Origin of the sequence: Actinomadura sp. 21ATH (genome assembly GCF_041951345.1) — a bacterium.
In the GTDB taxonomy this organism is placed as follows: Bacteria; Actinomycetota; Actinomycetes; order Streptosporangiales; family Streptosporangiaceae; genus Spirillospora.
In genome coordinates this window covers 286131-307697 of the sequence record NZ_JBGNUR010000005.1, presented here as the reverse complement: position 1 = coordinate 307697, position 21567 = coordinate 286131, and the positions used below count along the sequence as shown (strand labels likewise).

The window sequence follows — 21567 nt, the reverse complement described above, 5'->3', positions numbered from 1 at the left end:
CCCGGCCGTCGGCTATGGCCGTTCAGCTGCGGAGGTCGTAGTCTCCGGCCTTGATCCGCGTGAAGAACGCGCCCCACGCGTCCCGGCCGAAGCAGAGGACGGGCCCTTCTGGATCCTTGGAGTCCCGAGCAGCCACGACCCGCCCCACAGCCGGCGCCGTCGCGGACGCGGGAATCGGCATGCGCGTCTGGGCGGAGTTCGACGGGAGCCCGCCCCTTATCCGCATGTAAACGCGCGGGGGCGGCGCGCTGTTGCGTCCCGAGGTGACCATCGCGGATCCCGGCCGTCTCGACCGGGCGGCCGAGCTTCACGGCGAGGCGCACCGGATGTGCTTCATCGCCAACTCGGTCAACTTCCCCGTTCGCTACGAGCCCACCATCAAGGCCACCTGACCGGACCGGCCACCTCGAACGAGGCGGCTAATCGAGGACGGCGGTGGCCTCGACCTCCACCAGGAGGTCCGGTTCGCCCAGTGCCGCGACGCCCAGCAGGGTGATCGGTTTGACCGGGTCGACGCCCAGCTTCGCCGCCGCCCGGCTCACCCCTTCGCCCAGCAGCGGCATCTTCTCGGGGCTCCAGTCGACGACGTAGACGGTCAGCTTCGCCACGTCGTCGAACGATCCGCCGACCTCGGCCAGCGCCGTGCCGATGTTGAGGTAGCACTGCTCGACCTGGGCGGCGAAGTCCCCTGCGCCGACGGGCCGGCCCTCGGCGTCCCGGGCGACCTGCCCGGCCAGGAACACCAGCTTCGTTCCGCTGGCGATCGACAGCTGACGGTAGACCTCGGGCTTCGGCAGCCCGTCGGGGTTGACCAGCGTCACGGCCATGACCACTCCTCCTCGCGCCGGGTACGGCAAGATCGGCTTTCCTCGAAGCATAGCGTTGTTATGTATTGTGGTGCCATGGCGAGGACGAAGGATCCGGCGGTCCGGTCCCGGCTGCTGGACCGGGCCGCGCACATGCTCCGCACCCGGCAGCCGGTCACCCTCCGCGCGCTGGTCGCCGGGACCGGCGTCTCGACGATGGCCGTCTACACCTATTTCGACGGCATGGACGGCCTGTGGAAGGCACTGCGCCAGGAGGGCTTCACCCGCCTCGCGGCCAAACTCGCGGCCGTCCCGATGACCGCGGACCCCGTGCGGGACCTCGCCGCCCTGGGAGCCGCCTACCTGGCCAACGCCCTGGAGAATCCCGACCTGTACCGCGTCATGTTCGACGCGGGCTTCGAACTCGAGGACGCCGCCGCCGCGGACGACACCCTGCACCACCTCGTCCGCGCCGTGGAACGGGCCAAGACGGCCGGCCGCTTCCGCGACGACGTCGACCCTCCGGAACTGGCCACACGGAGCTGGGCGATCGGCCACGGGCTCGCCTCACTCGTCGCCACCGGCCCCCTGCCGCACCAGGCGCTCACCCACGCCGTCCCGATGCTGACCGCGCAGTTCGTCAGCGCCGGCGACGACCCCGGGAGATGCCGCCGATCGGTCGAGCGCGGCTGGGGATCAACGCTTCCGGCGGCGCCCCAGGGCGGTACGTGCGTGTGATCAGTTCTCGGCGGCGATGGCCTCGAACGTCTTCATGTCGGCGGCCCACGGGCTGTCGGGGCGGGGCCAGTGGACGGCGATGTCGGTGATGCCCAGGGCGGCGTACCGGCCGGCCAGGTCGCGGAACGATTCCAGCGAGGCGCGCCACGGCTCGTCGGTGAAGCCCGTCAGGAACAGCCGCCGCAGCTCGCCGGGGTCGCGGCCCTCGGCGCGGCACGCCTCGTCCAGGGCCGCGAGCTGTTTCCGGACGGCGGCCTCCGCGTCGCCGGAGCCGCCGAGGTCGCCGTACGTGATCCACATGTCGGCCGTGCGGGCGGCCAGCCGCATCCCGCGGGGCCCGGTGGCGGCGATGGCGAACGGCACGCGCGGCCGCTGCACGCAGCCCGGCCCGCTGAGGACGTCCCGCGCCGAGTAGTACTCGCCCCCGTAGGTCGTCTCGGGGCCGCGCAGGAGCCGGTCGAGCAGGTCCGTCCACTCGGCGAAGCGGTCGGCGCGTTCACGGGGCGTCCAGTCGTCGCCGCCGAGGCTGCCCGCATCGGACGAGCGCGCGGTGCCGCCCGCGCCGATGCCCAGCACGAGCCGCCCGCCGCTGACGTGATCGACGGTCTTGGCGGCGTGGGCGGTCGGTACGGGATGGCGGAAGTTCGGCGAGGTCACCAGCGTCCCGAGCCGGATGCGCGACGTGACCGCGGCGACGGCGGCGAGCGTGGTGTACGCGTCGTACCAGGGCGTGATCCGCCGCCAGGCGAGATGATCGGAGATCCAGGCCGTATCGAAGCCGAGCTCCTCGGCCCGGCGCCACAGCTCGCCGGTCTCCGGCCAGGACTGCGCGGCCCACATGAGCGTGCCGATCCGCGGCTTCGTCGGCTCCGATGCGTTCATCCCCCGACGATAGCCCCCGGTTCATGCGGACTTGGGGCTCGCTTTGGACCCGGCGGGGGGAGTGGTGACGCGGCCCGGGTATTGCGCCCAGGGAGCCGAGCCGGGCAGGGAGGGTGGCGCGCGATGTCGCTGGCAGTCAGAGGGGCCTTCTGGATCGGCGTGTACGTCGCCGTGACGGTCGTCCCCCTGGTCTTCGCGGTGCTCGGCGCGATACCGCCCCCGGGCGGATTCCTCGTCGACCTCTCGGTGGCGCTGGGCTTCATCGGGCTGTCGATGATGGGGCTGCAGTTCGCTCTCGTCGCGCGCTTCCAGAACATGGTCGCGCCCTTCGGCGAGGACGCGGTGGTGCGGTTCCACCGGCAGATAGCGTGGGTCGCGACGGCGTTCATCCTGGCCCATCCGCTGCTCCTGCTGGTCCAGGACGCGAGCGTGCTCGAACTGTTCAATCCGGCCACGGCGCCGTGGCGGGCCCGGTTCGCGGTCCTTTCCACGGTGTGCCTGCTGGCCATCATGGCCACCTCCGTCTGGAGGCGCCGGCTGCGCATGCGCTACGAGGTGTGGCACGGCCTGCACGCGGTGCTGGCCGTCGCGTCGGTGCTGTTCGCTCTCGCGCACATCGTCCTGGTGGGCCGGTACGTCGACACGGCGTGGAAGCAGGCGCTGTGGACGGTGATGACGGCCGCCTTCGTCGGCCTGATCGTCTGGGTGCGGGTGGTGCGGCCCGTGCGGCGGCTCCGGCGGCCGTGGGAGATCACGCGGGTCGACGCCGAGCGGGGCGCGACCACGACCATCACCCTGCGCCCCGTAGGCCATGACGGGTTCGGCTTCGCGCCGGGACAGTTCGGGTGGATCTCGGTGGGGCGTTCGCCGTTCGCCCTCACCCAGCACCCGTTCTCGTTCTCGTCGAGTGCGGAGGCCGATGGCAGCGTGCAGATGAGCATCAAGGCGCTGGGCGACTTCACCGGGACCGTCGCGGAGCTGCGGCCCGGCACCCGGGCCTACCTGGACGGCCCGCACGGGGTGTTCACCCCCGACCGCAACGAGGGGCCGGGCTTCGTGCTGATCGCGGGCGGGGTCGGCATCGGCCCGGTCATCAGCATGCTCCGCACCTTCGCCGACCGCGGCGACCGGCGGCCCTGCGTCCTGTTCTACGCGAGCCGGACACTCGAGGACACCACGTTCCTCGAAGAGGTCTGCGCCCTGGAGGAGCGCCTCGACCTCACCCTGGTGCTCGTACTGGAAGACCCGCCTCAGGACTGGACGGGTGAACGCGGACGGGTCGACGGCGCGCTGCTCCGGCGGTGGCTGCCCGAGCGGCACCGGCGGATGCAGTTCTTCATCTGCGGACCGCCGCCGATGCTCGACGCCATGGAGTCCGCCCTGGCCGGCGCCGGTGTCCCGGCGGCACAGGTGCACACCGAACGATTCGTCTTCGTCTGATCGGAGCTTCGCCGATGCGGCACGTCTACACCACCCGCGCGGTCTTCCTCATCGGCGCCCTGCTGGTGCTCGCCGCACTGGTCTTCGCGGCCGCGCGGAACGCCTGAACGCCCCGGCGGGCTCTCAGGGCTCGCGGTCGCCGGTGGACTCCTCGCTCCGTTCCACGAAGACGACGGGGACCTCGTTGTCCTGGACGACCCGGGCCAGCAGGGCGGCGAGGGTCTCGCGTTCGTCGGCGGTGAGGCCGGACGGGAGCTCGTCGACGCGGCGGCAGGTCTCGGCGTAGAACGCCTCCGCCAGCCGGCCGCCCCGCGAGGTGAGGGTGACCCGGACCGCGCGGGTGTCGCGCGGGTCCGGCTCGCGGCGGACCAGGCCGTTGCGCTCGGTACGGTCCACCAGGCCGGTGAGGCTCGACTTGGCCAGCCTCAGGACCGCTCCCAGCTCGCTCATTCCGTACGGCCGCGCCATCAGCACGCACAGCAGCTGGCCCTGCTGCGCGGTCACGCCGTGCTCGCGGGCCGACTCGGCGTACACGGCGTTCACCAGGAAGGTGGAGCGGACCAGCGCGGACACGACCCCCAAAGGGCCGTCGGAAGGCTTTCCCACCCGGTCAGGGTAGCACCGGAAAGGCGTGCAGTTCGTAGAGCGAACTGTACGGGTAATGCGCGTCAGCTCTCGGTGGCGAGGGTCACGCCGAGGCCGATGAACACGCCGCCCGTCGCGGCGTCCACGCGGCGGCGGATCGTGCGGCGCGAGCGCAGCCAGCCGCCGATGCGGCCGGCGAGCACGCCGACCGCGCCGTCGGCCAGGGCCTCCAGGGCGATCATGACGGCGCCGAGGATGGCGAACTGGACCCAGACCGGCCCCAGCGCCGGATCGATGAACTGCGGCAGGAACGCCACCGTGAACGTGATCGTCTGCGGGTTGGCCATGGTGGACACCAGCCCGTTGGCGTAGGCCCGGCGGCCCGAGAGCCCGCCGCCCGCGGCGCCGTCGCCGTCGCCGGCGCCGCGGCGGCGGATCAGCTGGACGCCCAGATAGATCAGGTAGGCGGCGCCGGCGATCCGGACGACGGTGAACGCCACCGGCGCCGCCGTCAGGAGCGCCGCGAGGCCCGCGGCGGCCACGGCGACGTAGATCGCGTCGCCGGTGATCACGCCCGCGGTGGCGAGCAGGCCGGCGCGCGGCCCGCCCCGCACGCCGCAGCCGAGGACGAAGAGCATGTCCGGGCCGGGAGTGACCATGGCGACGATCGTGGCCAGGGTGAACGCGGCGAGGAGGTGCGGGTCGATCGGCATTCCAAGATCATCGCACAGTTCAGGACCAGCCGCCGTACGGGACGGTCAGCACCTCCATCGCGTGGCCGCTGGGGTCGTCGAAGTAGACGCCGCGGCCGCCGTCGCGGGTGTTGATCTCGCCCTCGCCGCTGCCGTCGGGGTTGGCGTAGTAGCGGGCGCCGGACTCCTCGATCCGGGCGAAGATCGCGTCCCATTCGGCGGCCGGGACGAGGAACGCGCAGTGGTGCTGGCGGAAGTCGTCGGAGTCCATGAAGTCGAGGGTCACGCCGTTCCCGGTCGTGACCGGGATGAACGGGCCGAACTGCGGCTTCGTCTCAAGGCCGAGGATCCGGGCCAGGAACTCGGCCGAGGTCTTCTTGTCCCTGGCCGGGACGATGATGTGGTCGAGGCGGATGGACATGTGAACCTCCTGGGCCAGGGCCCGGCGGTTCCGGGCCGCTCCACCTCAGAGCGTGCGCCCTCGACCGCGGTTGAGGTCAAGGGCCCTCACTCCAGGGCCGCCAGGGCCTCTCTCCACCGGTCCTGGTCGCGGGGCTCGGCCGGGGCGTGGACTTCGGTGAACCTCGTCGTTCCCCGTTTGTCGACCAGGAACGTGCCCCGCAGGGCCATGCCGCGGTCCCGGTCGAAGACGCCGTAGCGGTCGGCCACCTCGCCGTGGGGCCAGTAGTCCGACAGGAGCGGGAACGAGTAGCCCTCGTCCAGTGACCACGCCTTCAGGGCGAAGACGTGGTCGGCCGAGACTCCGAGTATCTGCGTGCCGTCGTTCTGGAAGGTGCCGATGTCGTCCCGCACGGCGCACAGTTCGCCGGTGCAGATCCCGGAGAAGGCGCAGGGGTAGAAGACGACGAGTACGTTGCGTACTCCGCGGAAGGCCGAGAGCGTCACCTGCCGGTTGTTCTGGTCCGGCAGGGTGAAGTCCGGGGCCTCGGTGCCGACCTCGGGGACGGTGCGCATGCCGGCACCCTAGTGCCCCTAGGGGCGGCGGCCGACGCCGGTGAGGAGTTCGCGGAGGCGGAACGGGCCGCTCGTCTCCGGGGCCAGCGGCGGCGTGGCCATGCCGGCGCCGCTGCGCAGCCCGCCGAGGAACGCGCGCATCGCGTCCATGCTGGTGTGCTCGGGCGCCCAGCCGAGCTCGGCGCGGGCGCGGGAGGTGTCCATGACGGGGATGTGCAGGGCCAGGTCGAGCAGGTCGGGCGAGGCGGGGACCATGCCCAGCGTCCAGGCGGCGCGCAGGGCGGCGCGCGCCCCGCGGGCGGGCAGGGAGAGCTTGCGGGCCTTGAGCAGCTCGGCCAGCTCGTCGACGCCGATCACGGGCTCGGCGGCGATGTTGTACGCGCCGCGCGCGTCCTCGTCGGTCACCGCGAGCCGGAACGCCTGCCCCGCGTCGGCGGAGTGCAGGGCCTGGAAGCGCAGCCCGGGAATGTCCGGAACGACCGGGATCAGGCCGGGCCGGACCAGCTGTCCGGGCAGGAACGGCCCCGCGAACAGCCGGCGCTGCTCGGCGGCGGCCTCCCGCTTGAAGATGAAGCCGGGGCGCAGCCGGGCGACGCGGCACTCGGGATGCTCGGCCTGGAAGATGTCCAGCAGCCGCTCGACGTACGACTTCTCGCGGCCGTACGACGCGGCGGGCCAGCCGTGGGTGGGCCACGTCTCGGCGACGGCGCGGTCCTTGGGGCCGGGGGAGTACGCGCCGACCGACGACGAGTAGACGAGGGCGGGGACGCCCGCCTCCCCGACGGCGGCGAAGACGCGCGAGCTGCCGATCACGTTGGCTCGCCAGGTGGTCATGGGCGCGTGCGTCGGCTGGAACAGCCAGGCCAGGTGGACGACCGCGTCCGCGCCCCGGAAGTGCGGCACCAGGTCGGTGCCGCGCACGTCCGCCACGGCCCACTCGGTCTTGTCGATCTCCAGTTCGGGGCGGCGGCGGGCCAGCCCCCTGATCGAGGTGATCGCGGGATCGGCGGCCAGCGCCTGGACGGTGCTGGTGCCGACGTTGCCGGTCGCGCCGACGACCACGACGCGCATGGTGTGCCTCCCCAGGTAGGTCTGCGCGTCGCCTTACCCGGCAGGCCGCCCGGCATGCGGCTCAGGCGGCCGGGTCGCCGAAGACTTTGCCGGGGGTCAACTGCCTGTCTCTGGGAGTTGGAGGCAAGCTTGCTGCTCATGACTGCCCTTCACCCGAGGACGGTGACATGGCCGCATGGGGCGTGTTGACGAAAGCCCACGCCGTGCGTGCCCGTCTGGTGACGTTCACGGCGGCGATGTGATCGGCCGAGCCAGCGAGCCCGCAAACCACACAGTGGAAGGTGTCCCGCACGGGACGGTTCTTTCGGGAGACGTGCCTGCAGCGTGGACATGTCTGGGAAGTGTAGGCCGGGTCTACCGTCAGTATTGGCACACCAGCACGGCGTGCTTAATAGGCGAAGAATTCACCTAGTTGGTGGAACGGCCAAGATGAGAGTGAGGCCCGCTGGTGCCGCGTGAGCCGTACCCGGTCGCGGATACCCTGGAGATCCTCCAGAGCGATACCGCGTCCGGTGCGTTGGGCATCGGCCACTACAATCTTGGTGATTATGTGGTTGATTTGCGCTGCGTGCCGTGCTTCCCGGCGTGCACGCTGTTTGAGTTTTCGTTTGGCGGACTTGGTGCCTTTTGCTTGCAGTTGGGCGCGTACATGGGCCATGCGGCGTCGATAGCGTTCCAGTCCGTGGCCTTGGTGGTGGTCGCCATCACTGGTGGTAGCGAGGTTGGCGATACCTCGGTCGACTCCGATCCAGTCGTTGGGGCAAGTATTGAGAGGTGCCTCCGGGACCTCGCAGGTGGCCATCAAGAACCATTTGCCGTCACGGTGTATCAGGTCGCTTTCGCCCTGGCGGCATTCGGTCAAGACCTTGATTCGTGATGCTTCTCCCGTGAAACGGAGATGCTTCATCCTGCCGCGCGTGGTCCAGATCGAGACCGTGCGCGCATCTGGTTGCCATGAGAGGCAGCGATCATCGAAGGGATGCGCGGCGTTCGATCGAAAGGTGATCGGCTTGCTTTCTGCCTTGGTTCGGCGGGCGGAGCCGTTCTTTCCTAGGTGTCCGGCTTCTATCTGAGCATGGAGGACGCCGTAGGCGTCGGCGGCCTTGCGGATCACGTGAAGCGCAGGCTGTGCTGACAGTCCTAGTGCCCTCACCTCGGTGTAAAGAGTTCGCTGCAGCCGGGCACGCGAGAACACTTTCCGCTCAAAAGCGACTTTTGCGGCCATATTGGCTGCCTTATTGCAGGTGTGCAGAGTCTCAGCTAATGCTGCCGCCTGCTCGGGGGACGGCAGCAGCCTGATCTGTACCACCAGTTTCATGGGCCCGATACTAGGCCCGTACTTATCGAAGAGGGGACGTTATCGCGTTGTTGATGGGACCGTCCGTGCCTCTAAACGGCTCCCGGCTCCGCCCCCTGGCCCGGCGGAACGGGGGCGTTCACGATGAGCTTGCGGCTGACGGCCGAGCGGAAGGCCGCGATGTCCACGCCGAGGTCCGCCAGGACCTGGGCGGAGGTGAAGCCGTCGTGCGTGAGGGCGAGGAGGGCGTGCCCGCTGTCGATGGCGTCGGGGCTGCCGAAGCGGAGGGAGTACTGCTCGAACAGGTCGAGGGCCTGGGCGGCGTTCCCGGTCCAGCCCAGGTGCCCCTGAGGCGCGGAGCCGGGCGGCGCGGCGGGCGCCCGGCGGGCGGCGGCGGCGCGTACGGCGTCGGGCTGGAGGCCGTGCTCGGCCAGCACCGTGGCCGCGGTGCCGGTCTCGTACATGCCGAGCAGGAGGTGCTCGGTCCCGATCGCCGGCCGGGACAGGGCCCGGGCCTCGTTCTGGGCGCGGACGAGTGCCATCCGCAACTGCCGGGTGAACCGCATGACCGCTTCCGTCTTCAGCGCCATCCTCGCTCCCTCTGCCTCATGGCCGCCGTCGGCGGGCGCCCCGGCCGGGGCGCCCGCCAAAACAATCATGGAACGGCCCCCGGCGCGAACTCGCGGTGCGGACCCGGCCGGGGTCAGGCGGCGTCGGCGTCGAGCATGCGGGTGATGTCGCCGCGCAGGCCGTCGAGGTCGACGCCCATGTCCGTGAGGATCTGCGCGGAGGCGAAGCCCTCGTCGTGCAGGAGGCCGAGCAGGATGTGCCCGTCGGCGATGCGGTCGTGCTTGAGCCGGACGGCGTGCCGCAGGGACAGCTCCAGGGCCTTCTTGGAGTCCCTGGTGAACGGGATGTGCCCCTTGCGGAAGCGGCCGGCGGGCGCGTCGAGGGCGCCCTCGCCGAAGGTCTCCTCGGCGGCCTCGCGGACGGCGTCCAGGTCGATGCCGAGGGTGCGGAGGGCCTCGGCGTCGAGCGGGCCGGTGCCGGCGCGGCGGGCGACGGCGGTGCGCAGGGCGACCGGCCAGACGCCGTGGTCGCGGAGGGCGTGGGCGGCGGGGCCGCCGCCGTCGAGGAGGCCGAGCAGGACGTGCTCGGGCCCGATGGTCCGGTGCGCCAGGGCGCGGGCCTCGGCCTGCGCCTGGACGACCGAGTTCCTGGCCTCCTTGGTGAATCGCTCGAACATCCCCGTCACCGCTCTTTCTTCAGGATCCCACGGCCGCCGCCGTGCTTCTTGTGGACGGCCTGCCGGCTCACGCCGAGGCAGACCGCGATCTCCTGCCAGGACCAGCCCTTCTCGCGCGCGCTGGCGACCTGGAGCGCCTCCAGGCGCTCGGCCAGTTCGCGGAGCGCGCGGACGGCCCGCAGCCCGATCGCGGGGTCCCGGCTGCCCGCCTCTTCGGCGAGCTTCACTCCATCAGCCATGCTGTCAATGTAGGTTGACAGAGCCCGGGTGTCAATCTGGGTTGACGATCAGGGTGCTGAGCAGGTCGTCCAGGTTGATCAGCCCGGCGATCCGGCCGGCGTCGTCGCGGACCAGCCCCAGATGGCTGTGGCGGGCGCGCAGCGTCGCGACCGCCTCGGCGACCGGGGTGCGGGCCGCCAGCTCCGGCACCGGGTGCGCCAGCCCGCGCGCGGTGGTGTCCAGCCCCCGGGCCCGCGCCAGGTACGCGTCCCGCACGTGCACCATCAGCGGCGGCTCGCCCGCCGCGGCGCCCCGCAGCATCAGCCGCAGCCGCCCGGTACGGGCCGACGCCTCGACGATGTCCTGCGGGGTCGCCGAGGGCGGCAGCGCCACCACGTCCGCCACCGGGACGACCAGGCCCGCCAGCGGCGCGCGCGGCGCGTCCAGCGCGGCCGTGAGCAGGTGCAGGTCGGTCTCCTCGATCAGGCCGAGCCGCCGCGACTCCACCGCCAGGTTGCGCAGCTGGTCGGGCGTGCGCGAGACGCTCATCGCGTCCCGCGGCGGCACGCCGAGCATCCGCAGCAGCAGGTTCGTGGTCGCGTTCAGCGCCGCCAGCACCGGCCGCACCACCGTGGTGAACGCCCGGAACGGCACCGCCAGGATCATCGCCGACCGCTCCGGCCGGATGATCGCCCACGACTTGGGCGCCATCTCGCCCACCACCATGTGCAGGAACGTCACCAGGCCCAGCGCCAGCACGAACGCCACCGCGTGCGCCGCCGACTCCGGCAGCCCGAGCGCGTGGAACGGCGGCGTCAGCGTCTCGGCGATCAGCGGCTCGGACACCAGCCCCAGGCCGAGCGAGCACATCGTGATGCCCAGCTGCGCCCCGGCCAGCGTCAGCGACAGCTCGGAGATCGCCCCCACCGCCGACGCCGCCGTGCGGCTGCCGCGCGCGGCGGCGCGCTCCAGCCGCGGCCGCGCGGCCGCCACCATCGCGAACTCGGCCGCGACGAAGAAGCCGTTGGCCGCCAGCAGCGCGGCGGTGAGGGGGATCCCGGTGGCCAGGTTCATCCGCCGTCCTCCCCGGGACCGGCGGCCGGAACGCGCCGCAGCCGGATCGTCTCCGGTACGCGGCGGTGCACCGACAGCACCTCGACCACGGCCCGGCGCGGCGGGTCGCCGGCCCGTACCGGGGCCAGGTCGACGGTCACCGTGTCGCCCGGCTCGGCGACCCGGCCCAGCAGCTTCAGCAGCAGCCCCGCGACGGTCTCGTAGTCGCCCTCGGGCAGCGCGATGCCCGTCTCGTGCGCGACCTCGTCGACCCGCAGCCCGGCGTCGGTGGTCCACCAGTCGCCGTTGCGGATGGCGAGGTCCTCGTCCGGGTCGCTCTCGTCGGCGATCTCCCCGACCAGCTCCTCGGCCACGTCCTCCCAGGCGATCAGGCCGGCGAAGCCGCCGTACTCGTCCACCACGCAGGCCACCGCGCTGTCGGGGCCGGGCCCGCCGTCGCCGTCCGCGCCGTCCCCGCCGTCCCCGCCGCGCAGCCGGGCGACCACCTCCGGCAGCGGCAGCGTCCACGGCACCAGCGGCGCGGGCCGGGCGATGTCGCGCACCCGCGTCCGGCCCGCGTCCTCGGGCCGCACCCGCACCAGCTCCTCCAGCCCCACCACGCCGATCACGTCGTCGACGCCGGCGCCGACGACCGGGTAGCGGCTGTGCCCGTGCGCGGTGATGACCTCGCTCAGCTCGGCGGCGAACGCCGTGTCCGGGACGGTCACCACGTCCACCCGGGGCACCATGACCTCCTCGGCCGTACGGTCGGAGAACGCCAGCGCGCGTCCCAGCAGGTCCGCCTGGCCCTCCTGGAGCTCCTCCTCCGACTCGCCGATGATGTGGCCCAGCTCCTCCAGCGTCGCGCCGTGGTGCAGCTCCTCGACCGGCTCGATGCCGGCGGCGCGCAGCAGCCGGTCGGCGGCCGCGTCGAACAGCCGGATCAGCGGCGCCGCGACGGTGAGGTAGACCAGCGCCGAACGGGCCAGCGCCCGCGCCATCGGCTCGGCCTTCGCCAGCGCCAGGTTCTTGGGGAACAGCTCGCCCAGCACCATCTGGACGATCGTCGCCAGCGCGAACCCGGCCGCGACCGCGATCCCGCCGACCGCCGCCGCCGGTACCCCGGCCGCCTCCAGCGCGGGCGCGACCAGGTCGGCGAGCGCGGGCTTGGCGATGAACCCGACGACCAGCGCGGTCACCGTGATGCCCAGCTGCGCGCCCGACAGCATGAACGACAGCCGCTCCATCACCCGCACGGCGCGGGCGGCCTTCGCGTCGCCCTCCCGCGCCCGCTGCTCCAGCTCGACGCGGTCCGCGGTGACGAAGGCGAACTCGACCGCGACGAACCAGCCGGTCGCCGCGGTCAGCACGAAAACGGCCAGCAACCCCAGCGCGACGTCCACCGGCCTCCGACGCTCCCTTCCGTGCTCGGGCGGGCCCCTCCATCCTTTCCCCAGACAAGATCCTTCTCACCCCGCAACGGCCGCGCCGCCGCCCGTTCCGGGGATTACCGGGCACACCGGGGTGGAATGAACCCCGCACGTGATCCCACGCGACCCGCCGCCCACGAGTGCGAGGAGGGCAACGATGCCCGGAGCGCCCAAGCCGTTCGCGTCGTCCGCCGACCTGGGGCGCAAGGAGCGGACGCTGGAGGTGCTCGCCGACGGCGTGTACGCCCTGACGGCCGAGGGCGACCCGAACGCCGGGGCGATCGAGGGCGAGGACTTCCTGGTCTGCTTCGAGGCGCTGGCCACGCCCGCCGCCGCGCGCGACTGGCTGGCGCTGCTGCGCGAGCACACCGACAAGCCGATCCGCTACCTGGTGCTCTCGCACTACCACGCCGTCCGCACGCTCGGCGCGAGCGCGTTCGGTGACGCGGTGATCATCGCGCACGACCGCACCCGGTCGCTGATCCGCGAGCGCGGGCGGCAGGACTGGGAGTCGGAGTACGGCCGCATGCCCCGGCTGTTCAAGGAGCCGGCGGGCATCCCGGGACTCACCTGGCCGGCGGTCACGTTCTCGCAGACCCTGACGATCGACCTGGGCGGCGACCGCGGCGACCTCGATCTCGCGTACTGCGGGCGCGGCCACACGGAGGGCGACATCGTGGCGTGGCTGCCCCGGAAGCACATCCTGTTCGCGGGCGACCTGGTCGAGACCCAGGCCGCGCTCTACACCGGCGACGCGTTCCACCGCGAGTGGGCGACCGGCACGCTCGACCACGTCGACTCGTTCGGCGCCCGCACGCTCGTCGGCGGGCGCGGCGCGGTCGCGCACGGCCGCGAGGCGGTGCGCGCCGCCATCGCGCAGACCCGCGACTTCCTCGAAGTGCTGATCGCCGAGACCGCGCGGGTCCGGGACCGCGGCGGCACGCTCAAGGACGCCTTCGCCGCCGTGCACGCCGCGCTCGCGCCCGCCTACGGCGGCTGGCCGATCTTCGAGCACTGCCTGCCGTTCGACGTCAGCCGCCTCTGGGACGAGCTGGAGGGCGTCGAACGCCCCCGGATCTGGACCGCCGAACGCGACCGCGAGGTCTGGGCCGAGCTGCAGGGCTGAGGGCGACCATGGAGACCGCGGACCCCGTCGTGGTGATCGGTGCCGGGCCGGTGGGGCTGACCGCCGCGCTGCTGCTCGCCCGCTGGGGACTGCCGGTGACGGTACTGGAACGGCATCCGGCCCGCGCGCCGGTCGGATCGCGCTCCATCTGCCAGCAGCGGGACGTCCTGGACATCTGGTGCCACGCGGGCGCCGGCCGGATCGCCGAGGAGGGGCTGGCCTGGACGACGGCGCGCACGTACTACCGCGACCGCGAGCTGTTCTCCTGGCGGTTCGACGACTCCGGCACGCTGCCGCCGTGCGTCAACATCTCCCAGGCGCGCACCGAGGAGATCCTGGACGGGTGCGCCGCCGCCCGCCGCGACCTGATCGACGTCCGGTGGGGCCGCGAGGTCGCGGGCCTCGACCAGGACGACGAGGGCGTGACGGTGCGGTGCTCGTCCGGCGAGCCGGTCCGCGCCTCGTACGTGGTCGCCTGCTCGGGCGGCGGCCGGGCGGGCGCCGCCGTCCGCGACGGCCTGGGCATCGGCTTTCCCGGCGAGAGCTTCGACGACGAGTTCCTGATCGTCGACCTGGAGGCCGACCTGCCCGGCTGGGAGCGCGAGCGCCGCTTCTACTTCGACCCGCCCTGGAACCCCGGCCGCCAGGTGCTCATCCACCCGTGCCCCGGCTCGCGCTACCGCATCGACTGGCAGGTGCCGCCCGGGTTCGCGGTGGAAGGGGAGGGCGCCGGCGCGCTCGACCGGCGGGTCCGGCAGATCATCGGCGACCGCCCGTACGAGATCGTCTGGCACTCGGTGTACCGGTTCCAGTCCCGCGTCGCCGACCGGCTGCGGGCCGGGCGGGTGCTGCTGGCCGGGGACGCCGCGCACCTGTACGCGCCGTTCGGCGCCCGCGGGCTCAACTCCGGCGTGCCCGACGCCGAGAACGCCGCCTGGAAGATCGCGTTCGTGGCGCGCGGCTGGGCGCCGCCGGAGCTGCTGGAGACCTACCACCTCGAACGGCGCGCCGCCGCCCTGGAGAACCTCGACGTCACCGCCGCCACCATGCGCTTCCTCGTCCCGCAGGGGGAGGAGGCGCGGGCCCGCCGCGCGGCCGCCCTCGAACGCGCCGCCGCCGACCCGCGCGAGCTCGGCGGCATCGACTCCGGGCGGTTCGCCGAGCCGTTCTGGTACGGGGAGTCGCCGCTCACCACGCCCGAGCCGTCCCGTCCGCTCACGGGCCGCCCGCCCAAGGGCGCCGTGCACCCGCCCGCCCCCGGCGTGATCGTCCCGGACGCGCCGGTCGAGCTCCCGGACCGGCCCGGCGTCACCCGGCTGCGGCAGCTGCTCCGCGACGGCCTCACGCTCATCCTCCCGCCGGGGAACGACGACTGCGCCGCGGCCGCCCGCGCCGCGGCCGCCGCGCCCGTCCGGGTGCTGGACGCGGCCGGAAACCTGGCCGGGGCGCTCGACATGCGTCCCGGCGAAGTCTGGCTGGTCCGACCCGACGCGCACTTGGCCGCGACCCTGCCGGGTCCCGATCCTGGATCGGTGGCCGCGGCCGTCCGTACCGCGCTGGCGGGGGGTCCGGGCGGGCCGGGCGGGCAGGGCGGCGGCCGATCCGGATAGCCGTATGGAGCGCGCCCGGCCCGCGTGATAGCACGGAAGGGCGACGCCCGCGACCCCCCAGGAGCGCGCATGACCGACGACAGCCGCCCCCGCCCCGTCTTCGACCCCGCACTCCCCGCCGCGGACCGCGCCCTGCTCGCCGCCGCGCCCGAACGGCTCGTCGCCGCGACGCTGCCCCCGCCCCCGGCGGCCCGGCCGGGCGCCGCCACGATCGCCGTGCGGGCGATCTGGATCCCGCTGTTCGCGTTCTTCTACGGCGTGCTGCCCGGCGGCTGGATCCGGGTGTTCTTCCTGGCCTCGCTCGACGAGGACGACATGCTCGACAGCGTCTTCCGGTGGGGCCGCGGCGCGGTGGTCGCCATGATGGCGACGCCGTTCCTCCAGATCGCGCTGATCCTGCTCGGCCAGGGCGAGGCGGCGGTGCTGCTGGCCGCCGCGAGCTTCACCGGCTGGGTGGCCGGCGCGCTGCGGCACGTGCGCGAGCCCGCCGCCGCCCGCGCCGCCCGCGAGCACCACGGCCGCTACCTGCTGCCCGCCGACCTCGACCGGCCCGCGGCCGGGCTGCTGCGGCGCGCCCAGCGGGCCGTGGACGCCGTGCTGGCCTCGGAGTCGCACGCCGCCGGGCTGCTGGACGAGGTCGGCAACGCGGTCGCGCTCCCCGAGCAGGAATGGGCGATCGCGGTCGCGCTGGCCGAGCACACCCGGCTGCGCCGCGAGCGCGCCGCCCAGCGTCCCGAGCGGCTCTCCGAGCGGGTGCGCGCGATGCTGGAGCCGCAGGAGCGCGCCCTCGACCTGTCGGTACGGTCGGTCACCGAGCGCGTCGAGGCCCTGGAAGCCTACGCCCGGCACGCGCGCGAGACCGACGACGCCTACCACGAGTGGCAGGTCGTGCGGCGCATCCCCGAGCAGAACGCGCGCTACCGCGACCTGCTCGCCGCGACCGTCCGCGACGACCTGGCCCGCGCGGAGATCGACCGGCTCGCCGGCGACGCCCGCCGCGCCCGCGCCGCCCTCGGCCGGCCGCCGGAGGAGTAGCGGGGGGTGTTGTCATCCGCCTGACAAACCGCGCCGCGAAGTGATCACACCGGTACATGGCGTCGTGCGGGCCGCGGGTCGATAGTCGGTCGTCCAGCACTCGTCGGGGGAGACGGGAGGCGTCCTGCCATGGCGGGAACGGACGGGCGGCACCGCCCCGACGGCCATGGCCACGATTACGACGTGATCGTGGTCGGTTCCGGGTTCGGCGGCAGCGTGGCGGCGCTGCGGCTGGCGGAGAAGGGCTACCGGGTCGCGGTCCTGGAGGCGGGCCGCCGGTTCGACGAGGACACGCTGCCGAAGACGAACTGGCGGCTGCGCAGGTACGTGTGGATGCCGCGGCTGGGGATGCGCGGCATCCAGCGGTTCCACCTCGTCCGCGGCGAGGCGAAGGTGCTCGTGCTGGCCGGGGCCGGCGTCGGCGGCGGCTCGCTCGTGTACGCCAACACGCTGTACGTGCCGCCGCGCCCGTTCTTCACCGACCGGCAGTGGGGGCACATCACCGACTGGCAGGCGGAGCTGGAACCGTTCTACGACCAGGCGCGGCGGATGCTCGGCGTGACGCCCAACCCGATCATCACCCCGGCCGACGAGGCGATGCGCCGCGTCGCCGAGCGGATGGGCGCCGGCGACACCTGGCACGCGACGCCCGTCGGGGTCTTCTTCGGCGGCGAGGGGACCGCGCCGGGGGAGGAGGCGGACGACCCGTACTTCGGCGGCGCCGGCCCGCGCCGCAACGCCTGCGTCGCGTGCGGCTCCTGCATGGTCGGCTGCCGCTCGAACGCCAAGAACACCCTCACCAAGAACTACCTCTACCTGGCCGAGCGCAAGGGCGTGGCCGTCCTGCCCGACACCACCGTCACGGCGGTCGCGCCCAGGGGCGGCGGCGGGAACGGCGGGTACGAGGTGGAGGTCGTGCGGACGGGCGCGCTCCCGTTCCGGCGGCGGCGCCGGCTCACCGCCGGGCAGGTCGTCCTGGCGGCCGGGACGTACGGGACGCAGTCGCTCCTGCACGAGATGCGCCGCACGGGACGCCTCCCGAACGTGTCCGCGCGGCTGGGCGAGCTGACCCGCACCAACTCCGAGGCCCTCCTGGGCGTGGAGCGCATGACCGTGTGGCACCGCCGGAAGGACGTGGACCACAGCACCGGCCTGGCGATCACGTCGTCGTTCCACCCGGACGAGAACACCCACATCGAGCCGACCCGGTACGGCGTCAACGGCAACGCGATGGGCGCCATCCGCACCCTGCTCGTCGACGGCGGCGGCCGCTTCCCCCGCTGGGCGAAGTTCCTCGGGCAGAGCGCGCGGCACCCCACCGTCATCCTGCGCGGGCTGTCGCTGAAGGACTGGGCCAAGCGGACGATCATCGCGCTGGTCATGCAGACCCACGACAATTCGCTCACCGTGCGCGCGCGGCGGAGCCTGTTCGGGCGGCGGCTTCTGACGGCCCGGCAGGGCACCGGCGAGCCCAACCCCACCTGGATCCCGGTCGGGCACGAGGCGACCCGCAAGCTGGCCGAGGAGCTGGGCGCCACCCCGGGCGGCACCTGGTTCGACCTGTTCGACATCCCGACGACCGCGCACTTCATCGGCGGCTGCGTCATCGGCGACTCGCCGGAGAACGGCGTCATCGACCCGTACCACCGGGTGTTCGGCCACCCCGGCCTGCACATCGTGGACGGCTCCGCCGTGACGGCCAACCTCGGCGTCAACCCGTCGCTCACCATCACCGCGCAGGCCGAGCGCGCGATGGCGTTCTGGCCCAACCGCGGGGAGCCCGACCCGCGGCCCGAACCGGGCGCCGCGTACCGGCGGCTGGACTGGATCGCGCCGAAGGACCCGGCCGTGCCGGCGGGCGCGCCCGCCGCGCTGCGCCTGTCAGAACGCGCCGGCCGGCCGCAGGAGGGCCTCCTGAGCGATTGACGCGACCAGCGCCCCGTCCCGGGTGTGCAGCGTCCCGCGGGCCAGGCCGCGGGCGCCGTAGTTGGCCGCGGAGTCCACGGAGAACAGCAGCCACTCGTCCACCCGCGCCGGCCGGTTGAACCACAGCGCGTGGTCGAGGCTGACCGCCGCCGCCAGGTCGCGCGGCGCGCCCGGTGCCCGCGCGCTGCTGACCACGGCCATGTCCGACAGGTACGTGATCAGGCACGCGTGCAGCGACAGGTCGTCCCCGACGGGCTCGCGGGACCGGATCCAGAACGGGTGCCGCATCGGGAACTCGCCCGGCCCGGCCGGGGTCACGATCCGGACGTCGAAGCCGGGCGGGTGCCGGAAGAACTTCGGCATGTCCGGCGGCTTCAGCTCCTCCGGCTGCCGCACCTCGGCGGTCGGCGCGGGCGGCTGCCAGTCGTAGCCGGGCTCCTCGGCGTGGAACGAGGCGATCATCTCGAAGATCGGCCGGCCGCCCTGGCTCGCCGTCACGTGCCGGGTGGTGAACGTGCGGCCGTCCCGGGTCCGCGCCACGTCGAACCGCAGCTCCTCGCCGGGCCGCCCCGGCCGGATGAAGTAGGCGTGCAGCGAGTGCGGGAGCCGCTCCGGCCCCACCGTCAGGCACGCGGCGCGCAGGCTCTGCGCCGCCACCTGGCCGCCGAAGAGCCGTTCCCGCCCGATCGTCGAGGCGGCCGTGACGACGAAGGCGTCCCCCTCCCGCTCCTCCAGGTCGAACAGGCTCAGGATCCCGGGCGGGGCGGCGTCGCTCATGGGGGTCACCGTACAGGGACCGCGGCGGCCCGCCTCAGGCGCGGACGACCTCGGGGCCGGCGGCGGCGAGCTCGGCGGCCGCCTCGGTGTCCAGGCCGGTGTCGGTGATCAGCACGTCGATCTCCGGCAGCGCGGCGAACCGCACCAGGTTGTCGTTGCCGATCTTGGTGCGGTCGGCCAGCAGCACCCGCCGCCGGGAGGAGGCGATCATCGCCCGCTTGACCGCCGCCTCCGCCTGGTCCGAGGTCGTCAGCCCGTGCGCCGCCGAGCAGCCGTTCGTCGCCATGAACGCCACGTCCGCCCACAGGTCGGCCAGCGGCCGCAGCACCCAGTCGTCCACCGTGGCCAGGGTGCGGGGACGGACCCGGCCGCCCAGCATGATCACGTTCAGGTTGGTGCGGGCGGCCAGCGCGGCCGCGTGAGGCGGCGAGTTCACGATCACCGTCAGCTCGCGGTCGGTCGGCATCAGCTGCACCAGCCGGGCGGTGGTGGTCCCGGCGTCGATGATGACCGAGCCCTCGGCGGGCAGCTCGGCCAGCGCGGCCTTGGCGATCCGCTCCTTCTCCTCGGTCAGCACCGCGTCCCGGGCGGCCAGCGCCGGCTCGAAACCCAGCCGCTCGACCGGGATCGCGCCGCCGTGCACCCGCCGCAGCGTGCCCGCCCGCTCCAGCACCGTGAGGTCGCGCCGGATCGTCTCGGTCGTCACCGAGAACTCCTCCGCCAGCGCGACCACGTCGACCCGGCCGGCGGCGCGGGCCCGGTCCAGGATCGCCTGCTGCCGTTCCTCGGCGTACATGGTCGTGGTCCCACCCGTCCTGGACGTCCTCCTGCCGCGACCATTGTCGTACACCGTCAAGCCGGGTCGGGCTCGGCGTCCAGATCGCGGGCGAGCAGCCCGGCCAGCTCGTCCAGCGCCCGCTCCGCCAGCTCGCCCTCGGCGCTCAGCGTCACCTCGGCGCCCCGCTTCGCGCCCAGCGCCAGCACGCCGAGGATGCTCGCGGCCGGTACGGGCGCCTTGCCGCCGGCGCTGATGAGCACCGGCACGGGCTGCCGCACCGCCTCCTGCACGAAGATCTTCGCGGGCCGGGCGTGCAGGCCCTGCGCGGACGCGATGACGACGGTGCGTTCGGGCATGTCCACTCCTGAGTTCTCTGAGTCCTAAGGCTCGACGGTCACCTTGATGGCCTCGCCGCGGGCGACGAGGTCGATCGCGTCGCCGATGGCGTCCAGCGGGACGTGGTGGGTGATGAGGTCGCGCACGGGCACCTCGCCCGACGCGATCAGGTCCAGCGCGCGGGCGTTGTGCGCGGGGCTGGAGCCGTTGGCGCCGACGATCGTCAGCTCGCGGTAGTGCACGAGGTTGGAGTCGCACGAGATGACCGGGTCGTCCTTGGGCAGCCCGCCGAAGAAGCTGATCCGGCCGCCCGGCGCCGCCATCCGCAGCGCCTGCTCCTGCGGGGCGTGCGCGGCGGTCGCGGTGATGACCACGTCCGGGCCGCGCCCCCCGGTCAGCTCCCGCACCGCCTCGACCACGTCGGTCCCCTCGGCCAGGATCGCCGCGTCCGGCTTGACGACCTCGGCGGAACGGGCCAGCCGCTCGGGGTTCAGCCGAGTTCGGCGCCGGTGAGCGCGGCGCCGGGCTCGTTGAGCTTGGTGACCACCCCGCCGGGCTCGGCGATCGTGACGTTGGAACGGGTCCGGCCCGCGACCGGCACGGCCCGTACCGCCAGGCCCTCGGCGCGCAGCAGGCCGTGCAGCTGGTCGCCGTCCGGGCCGCCGACGGTGACGACGGCGGTGGACGGGACGTGCCCGGCGAGCAGCGCCCGCGAGACGTTCACGCCCTTGCCGCGGGGTCCAGCCGCGCCGAGCGCGCGCGGATCATCTCGCCCCGGGTCAGGACGTCCACCTCGATCGTCCGGTCCAGGCTCGGGTTGAGGGTCACCGTGACGATCATGCACGCACCCGCCGCATGTTGTTTCCCTCCCGTTTGAGTGGTTTCTCCTTTGTTTGCGCCCGTACGGGTGGGCGGGGCAAGAGGTGCGGCGAAGAAAAAGCGCCCCGCCGGTTCGGCGGGGCGCTCGGGTGCGCGCGGATGTTCGGAGTGTCAGCGGGCCTTCGCGGCCTTCTTGCCGGAAGCGGCCTTCTTCTTCCCGCCGGCCTTCTTGCCGCCGTTCTTCCTGGCGGCGGCCTCCTTGGCGGCGGCCTCCTTGCTCTCCTTCTTGCCCTTCTTCGGCTTCTCGGACTTCTCCGTCTTCTCGGCCTTGCGGGCCTTCTTGCCCTCCGTGGCCGGCGCGGCGGGCTCGGGGACCGCGGCTCCGGCCGGCGCCGGGGCGCCGTTGCCCTGGGCGACGCGGTTCTTGAAGGTCTGGCCGACGCGGAAGCGCGGCACGTCGGCCGCCGCCACCTCGATCGCCTGGCCGGTACGGGGGTTGCGGGCCGTGCGCGCGGGCCGGGCGAACCGGTCGAAGGTCCCGAACCCGGTCACCAGCACGCGATCACCGGCGGTGACCGTGTCGATGATCGCCTCGAACACCGCGTCCACATGGCGGCGGGCCACCGCGCGGTCGGTGCCCGCCCGTTCCGCCACGGCCTCCACGAGCTCGCTCTTGTTCATCCCGGGTTCCCTTCCGTGGCGTGGCGCCGTCAGTGCTGGTCAGGC

27 protein-coding genes and 1 pseudogene are annotated in these 21567 nt (G+C 73.3%); 7 read left to right on the top strand and 21 right to left on the bottom strand.

The window, feature by feature from the left end:
- Positions 1-22: 22 nt before the first annotated feature.
- Positions 23-181, bottom strand: a complete 159-nt coding sequence (locus tag ACA361_RS18650) for a DUF397 domain-containing protein (RefSeq protein WP_375013281.1) — start codon at positions 179-181, stop codon at positions 23-25.
- An 82-nt stretch (positions 182-263) separates the two neighbouring features.
- Here ACA361_RS18650 and ACA361_RS18645 point away from each other — a divergent pair, with 82 nt between their 5' ends.
- Complete coding sequence (locus ACA361_RS18645) at positions 264-392, top strand: hypothetical protein (RefSeq protein ID WP_375013280.1); 129 nt, start codon at positions 264-266, stop codon at positions 390-392.
- A gap of 27 nt (positions 393-419) precedes the next feature.
- On the opposite strand, the gene ACA361_RS18640 is transcribed toward ACA361_RS18645, so the two are convergent.
- Positions 420-827 (bottom strand): RidA family protein, encoded by a 408-nt coding sequence (locus tag ACA361_RS18640; protein WP_375013279.1) that lies wholly within the window; start codon positions 825-827, stop codon positions 420-422.
- Between the two features lie 75 nt (positions 828-902).
- Here ACA361_RS18640 and ACA361_RS18635 point away from each other — a divergent pair, with 75 nt between their 5' ends.
- Positions 903-1544, top strand: a complete 642-nt coding sequence (locus tag ACA361_RS18635; RefSeq protein WP_375013278.1) for a TetR/AcrR family transcriptional regulator — start codon at positions 903-905, stop codon at positions 1542-1544.
- Here the strand turns inward: ACA361_RS18635 and ACA361_RS18630 are convergent, their stop codons facing one another.
- Entirely contained in the window at positions 1545-2426 is an 882-nt protein-coding gene (locus tag ACA361_RS18630) for an LLM class flavin-dependent oxidoreductase (RefSeq protein WP_375013277.1), read from the bottom strand.
- 123 nt (positions 2427-2549) lie between these two features.
- Between ACA361_RS18630 and ACA361_RS18625 the strand changes: the two genes are divergently transcribed.
- Positions 2550-3866, top strand: a complete 1317-nt coding sequence (locus ACA361_RS18625) for a ferric reductase-like transmembrane domain-containing protein (protein ID WP_375013276.1) — start codon at positions 2550-2552, stop codon at positions 3864-3866.
- Between the two features lie 123 nt (positions 3867-3989).
- On the opposite strand, the gene ACA361_RS18620 is transcribed toward ACA361_RS18625, so the two are convergent.
- From ACA361_RS18620 to ACA361_RS18565, 12 genes and pseudogenes are all read right to left on the bottom strand, one after another.
- Positions 3990-4472, bottom strand: coding sequence for a MarR family winged helix-turn-helix transcriptional regulator (locus tag ACA361_RS18620; protein ID WP_375013275.1), 483 nt, complete (start codon positions 4470-4472; stop codon positions 3990-3992).
- A gap of 62 nt (positions 4473-4534) precedes the next feature.
- Positions 4535-5164, bottom strand: coding sequence for a LysE family translocator (locus ACA361_RS18615; protein WP_375013274.1), 630 nt, complete (start codon positions 5162-5164; stop codon positions 4535-4537).
- A 19-nt stretch (positions 5165-5183) separates the two neighbouring features.
- Entirely contained in the window at positions 5184-5564 is a 381-nt protein-coding gene (locus ACA361_RS18610; RefSeq protein ID WP_375013273.1) for a VOC family protein, read from the bottom strand.
- Positions 5565-5650: 86 nt separating this feature from the next.
- Entirely contained in the window at positions 5651-6118 is a 468-nt protein-coding gene (locus tag ACA361_RS18605) for a peroxiredoxin (RefSeq protein WP_375013272.1), read from the bottom strand.
- An 18-nt stretch (positions 6119-6136) separates the two neighbouring features.
- Positions 6137-7189 (bottom strand): NAD-dependent epimerase/dehydratase family protein, encoded by a 1053-nt coding sequence (locus ACA361_RS18600; protein ID WP_375013271.1) that lies wholly within the window; start codon positions 7187-7189, stop codon positions 6137-6139.
- A gap of 136 nt (positions 7190-7325) precedes the next feature.
- Positions 7326-7565: pseudogene (locus ACA361_RS18595) on the bottom strand (zinc ribbon domain-containing protein); the annotation flags it as partial.
- Between the two features lie 12 nt (positions 7566-7577).
- The gene (locus ACA361_RS18590; protein WP_375013270.1) at positions 7578-8507 is read right to left on the bottom strand and encodes an RNA-guided endonuclease TnpB family protein; all 930 of its coding nucleotides are present in this window, start codon (positions 8505-8507) and stop codon (positions 7578-7580) included.
- 71 nt (positions 8508-8578) lie between these two features.
- Complete coding sequence (locus ACA361_RS18585; protein ID WP_375013269.1) at positions 8579-9076, bottom strand: Clp protease N-terminal domain-containing protein; 498 nt, start codon at positions 9074-9076, stop codon at positions 8579-8581.
- A 113-nt stretch (positions 9077-9189) separates the two neighbouring features.
- Complete coding sequence (locus tag ACA361_RS18580) at positions 9190-9732, bottom strand: Clp protease N-terminal domain-containing protein (protein WP_375013268.1); 543 nt, start codon at positions 9730-9732, stop codon at positions 9190-9192.
- A gap of 5 nt (positions 9733-9737) precedes the next feature.
- On the bottom strand, positions 9738-9971 hold the full coding sequence (locus ACA361_RS18575) for a helix-turn-helix domain-containing protein (protein ID WP_366617308.1): 234 nt from the start codon (positions 9969-9971) through the stop codon (positions 9738-9740).
- Positions 9972-10002: 31 nt separating this feature from the next.
- Positions 10003-11025 carry a CNNM domain-containing protein gene (locus tag ACA361_RS18570; RefSeq protein ID WP_375013267.1) on the bottom strand — a complete coding sequence of 341 codons (1023 nt, stop codon included), beginning with the start codon at positions 11023-11025 and terminating at the stop codon, positions 10003-10005.
- The gene (locus ACA361_RS18565) at positions 11022-12407 is read right to left on the bottom strand and encodes a hemolysin family protein (protein ID WP_375013266.1); all 1386 of its coding nucleotides are present in this window, start codon (positions 12405-12407) and stop codon (positions 11022-11024) included. The genes ACA361_RS18570 and ACA361_RS18565 overlap by 4 nt, the downstream gene beginning before the upstream one ends.
- Positions 12408-12591: 184 nt before the next feature.
- Between ACA361_RS18565 and ACA361_RS18560 the strand changes: the two genes are divergently transcribed.
- The 4 genes from ACA361_RS18560 (at position 12592) to ACA361_RS18545 (ending at position 18131) form a co-directional block, all read left to right on the top strand.
- Positions 12592-13560 carry an MBL fold metallo-hydrolase gene (locus tag ACA361_RS18560; protein WP_375013265.1) on the top strand — a complete coding sequence of 323 codons (969 nt, stop codon included), beginning with the start codon at positions 12592-12594 and terminating at the stop codon, positions 13558-13560.
- A gap of 8 nt (positions 13561-13568) precedes the next feature.
- Positions 13569-15170, top strand: a complete 1602-nt coding sequence (locus tag ACA361_RS18555; RefSeq protein WP_375013264.1) for an FAD-dependent oxidoreductase — start codon at positions 13569-13571, stop codon at positions 15168-15170.
- A 69-nt stretch (positions 15171-15239) separates the two neighbouring features.
- Positions 15240-16205: a hypothetical protein gene (locus ACA361_RS18550; RefSeq protein ID WP_375013263.1), complete on the top strand. Its 966-nt coding sequence runs from the start codon at positions 15240-15242 to the stop codon at positions 16203-16205.
- A gap of 129 nt (positions 16206-16334) precedes the next feature.
- Positions 16335-18131 (top strand): GMC oxidoreductase, encoded by a 1797-nt coding sequence (locus ACA361_RS18545; RefSeq protein ID WP_375013262.1) that lies wholly within the window; start codon positions 16335-16337, stop codon positions 18129-18131.
- Here the strand turns inward: ACA361_RS18545 and ACA361_RS18540 are convergent.
- From ACA361_RS18540 to ACA361_RS18515, 6 genes are all read right to left on the bottom strand, one after another.
- Positions 18087-18908, bottom strand: coding sequence for an acyl-CoA thioesterase (locus tag ACA361_RS18540; protein WP_375013261.1), 822 nt, complete (start codon positions 18906-18908; stop codon positions 18087-18089). The genes ACA361_RS18545 and ACA361_RS18540 overlap by 45 nt on opposite strands.
- Positions 18909-18942: 34 nt before the next feature.
- Positions 18943-19704, bottom strand: coding sequence for a DeoR/GlpR family DNA-binding transcription regulator (locus tag ACA361_RS18535; RefSeq protein WP_375013260.1), 762 nt, complete (start codon positions 19702-19704; stop codon positions 18943-18945).
- 56 nt (positions 19705-19760) lie between these two features.
- Positions 19761-20042 carry an HPr family phosphocarrier protein gene (locus tag ACA361_RS18530; protein ID WP_375013259.1) on the bottom strand — a complete coding sequence of 94 codons (282 nt, stop codon included), beginning with the start codon at positions 20040-20042 and terminating at the stop codon, positions 19761-19763.
- Between the two features lie 24 nt (positions 20043-20066).
- Positions 20067-20501: a zinc-binding dehydrogenase gene (locus ACA361_RS18525; protein WP_375013564.1), complete on the bottom strand. Its 435-nt coding sequence runs from the start codon at positions 20499-20501 to the stop codon at positions 20067-20069.
- 11 nt (positions 20502-20512) lie between these two features.
- Positions 20513-20746, bottom strand: coding sequence for a hypothetical protein (locus ACA361_RS18520; RefSeq protein WP_375013258.1), 234 nt, complete (start codon positions 20744-20746; stop codon positions 20513-20515).
- A gap of 266 nt (positions 20747-21012) precedes the next feature.
- Entirely contained in the window at positions 21013-21522 is a 510-nt protein-coding gene (locus ACA361_RS18515) for an HU family DNA-binding protein (protein WP_375013257.1), read from the bottom strand.
- Positions 21523-21567 lie beyond the last annotated feature (45 nt).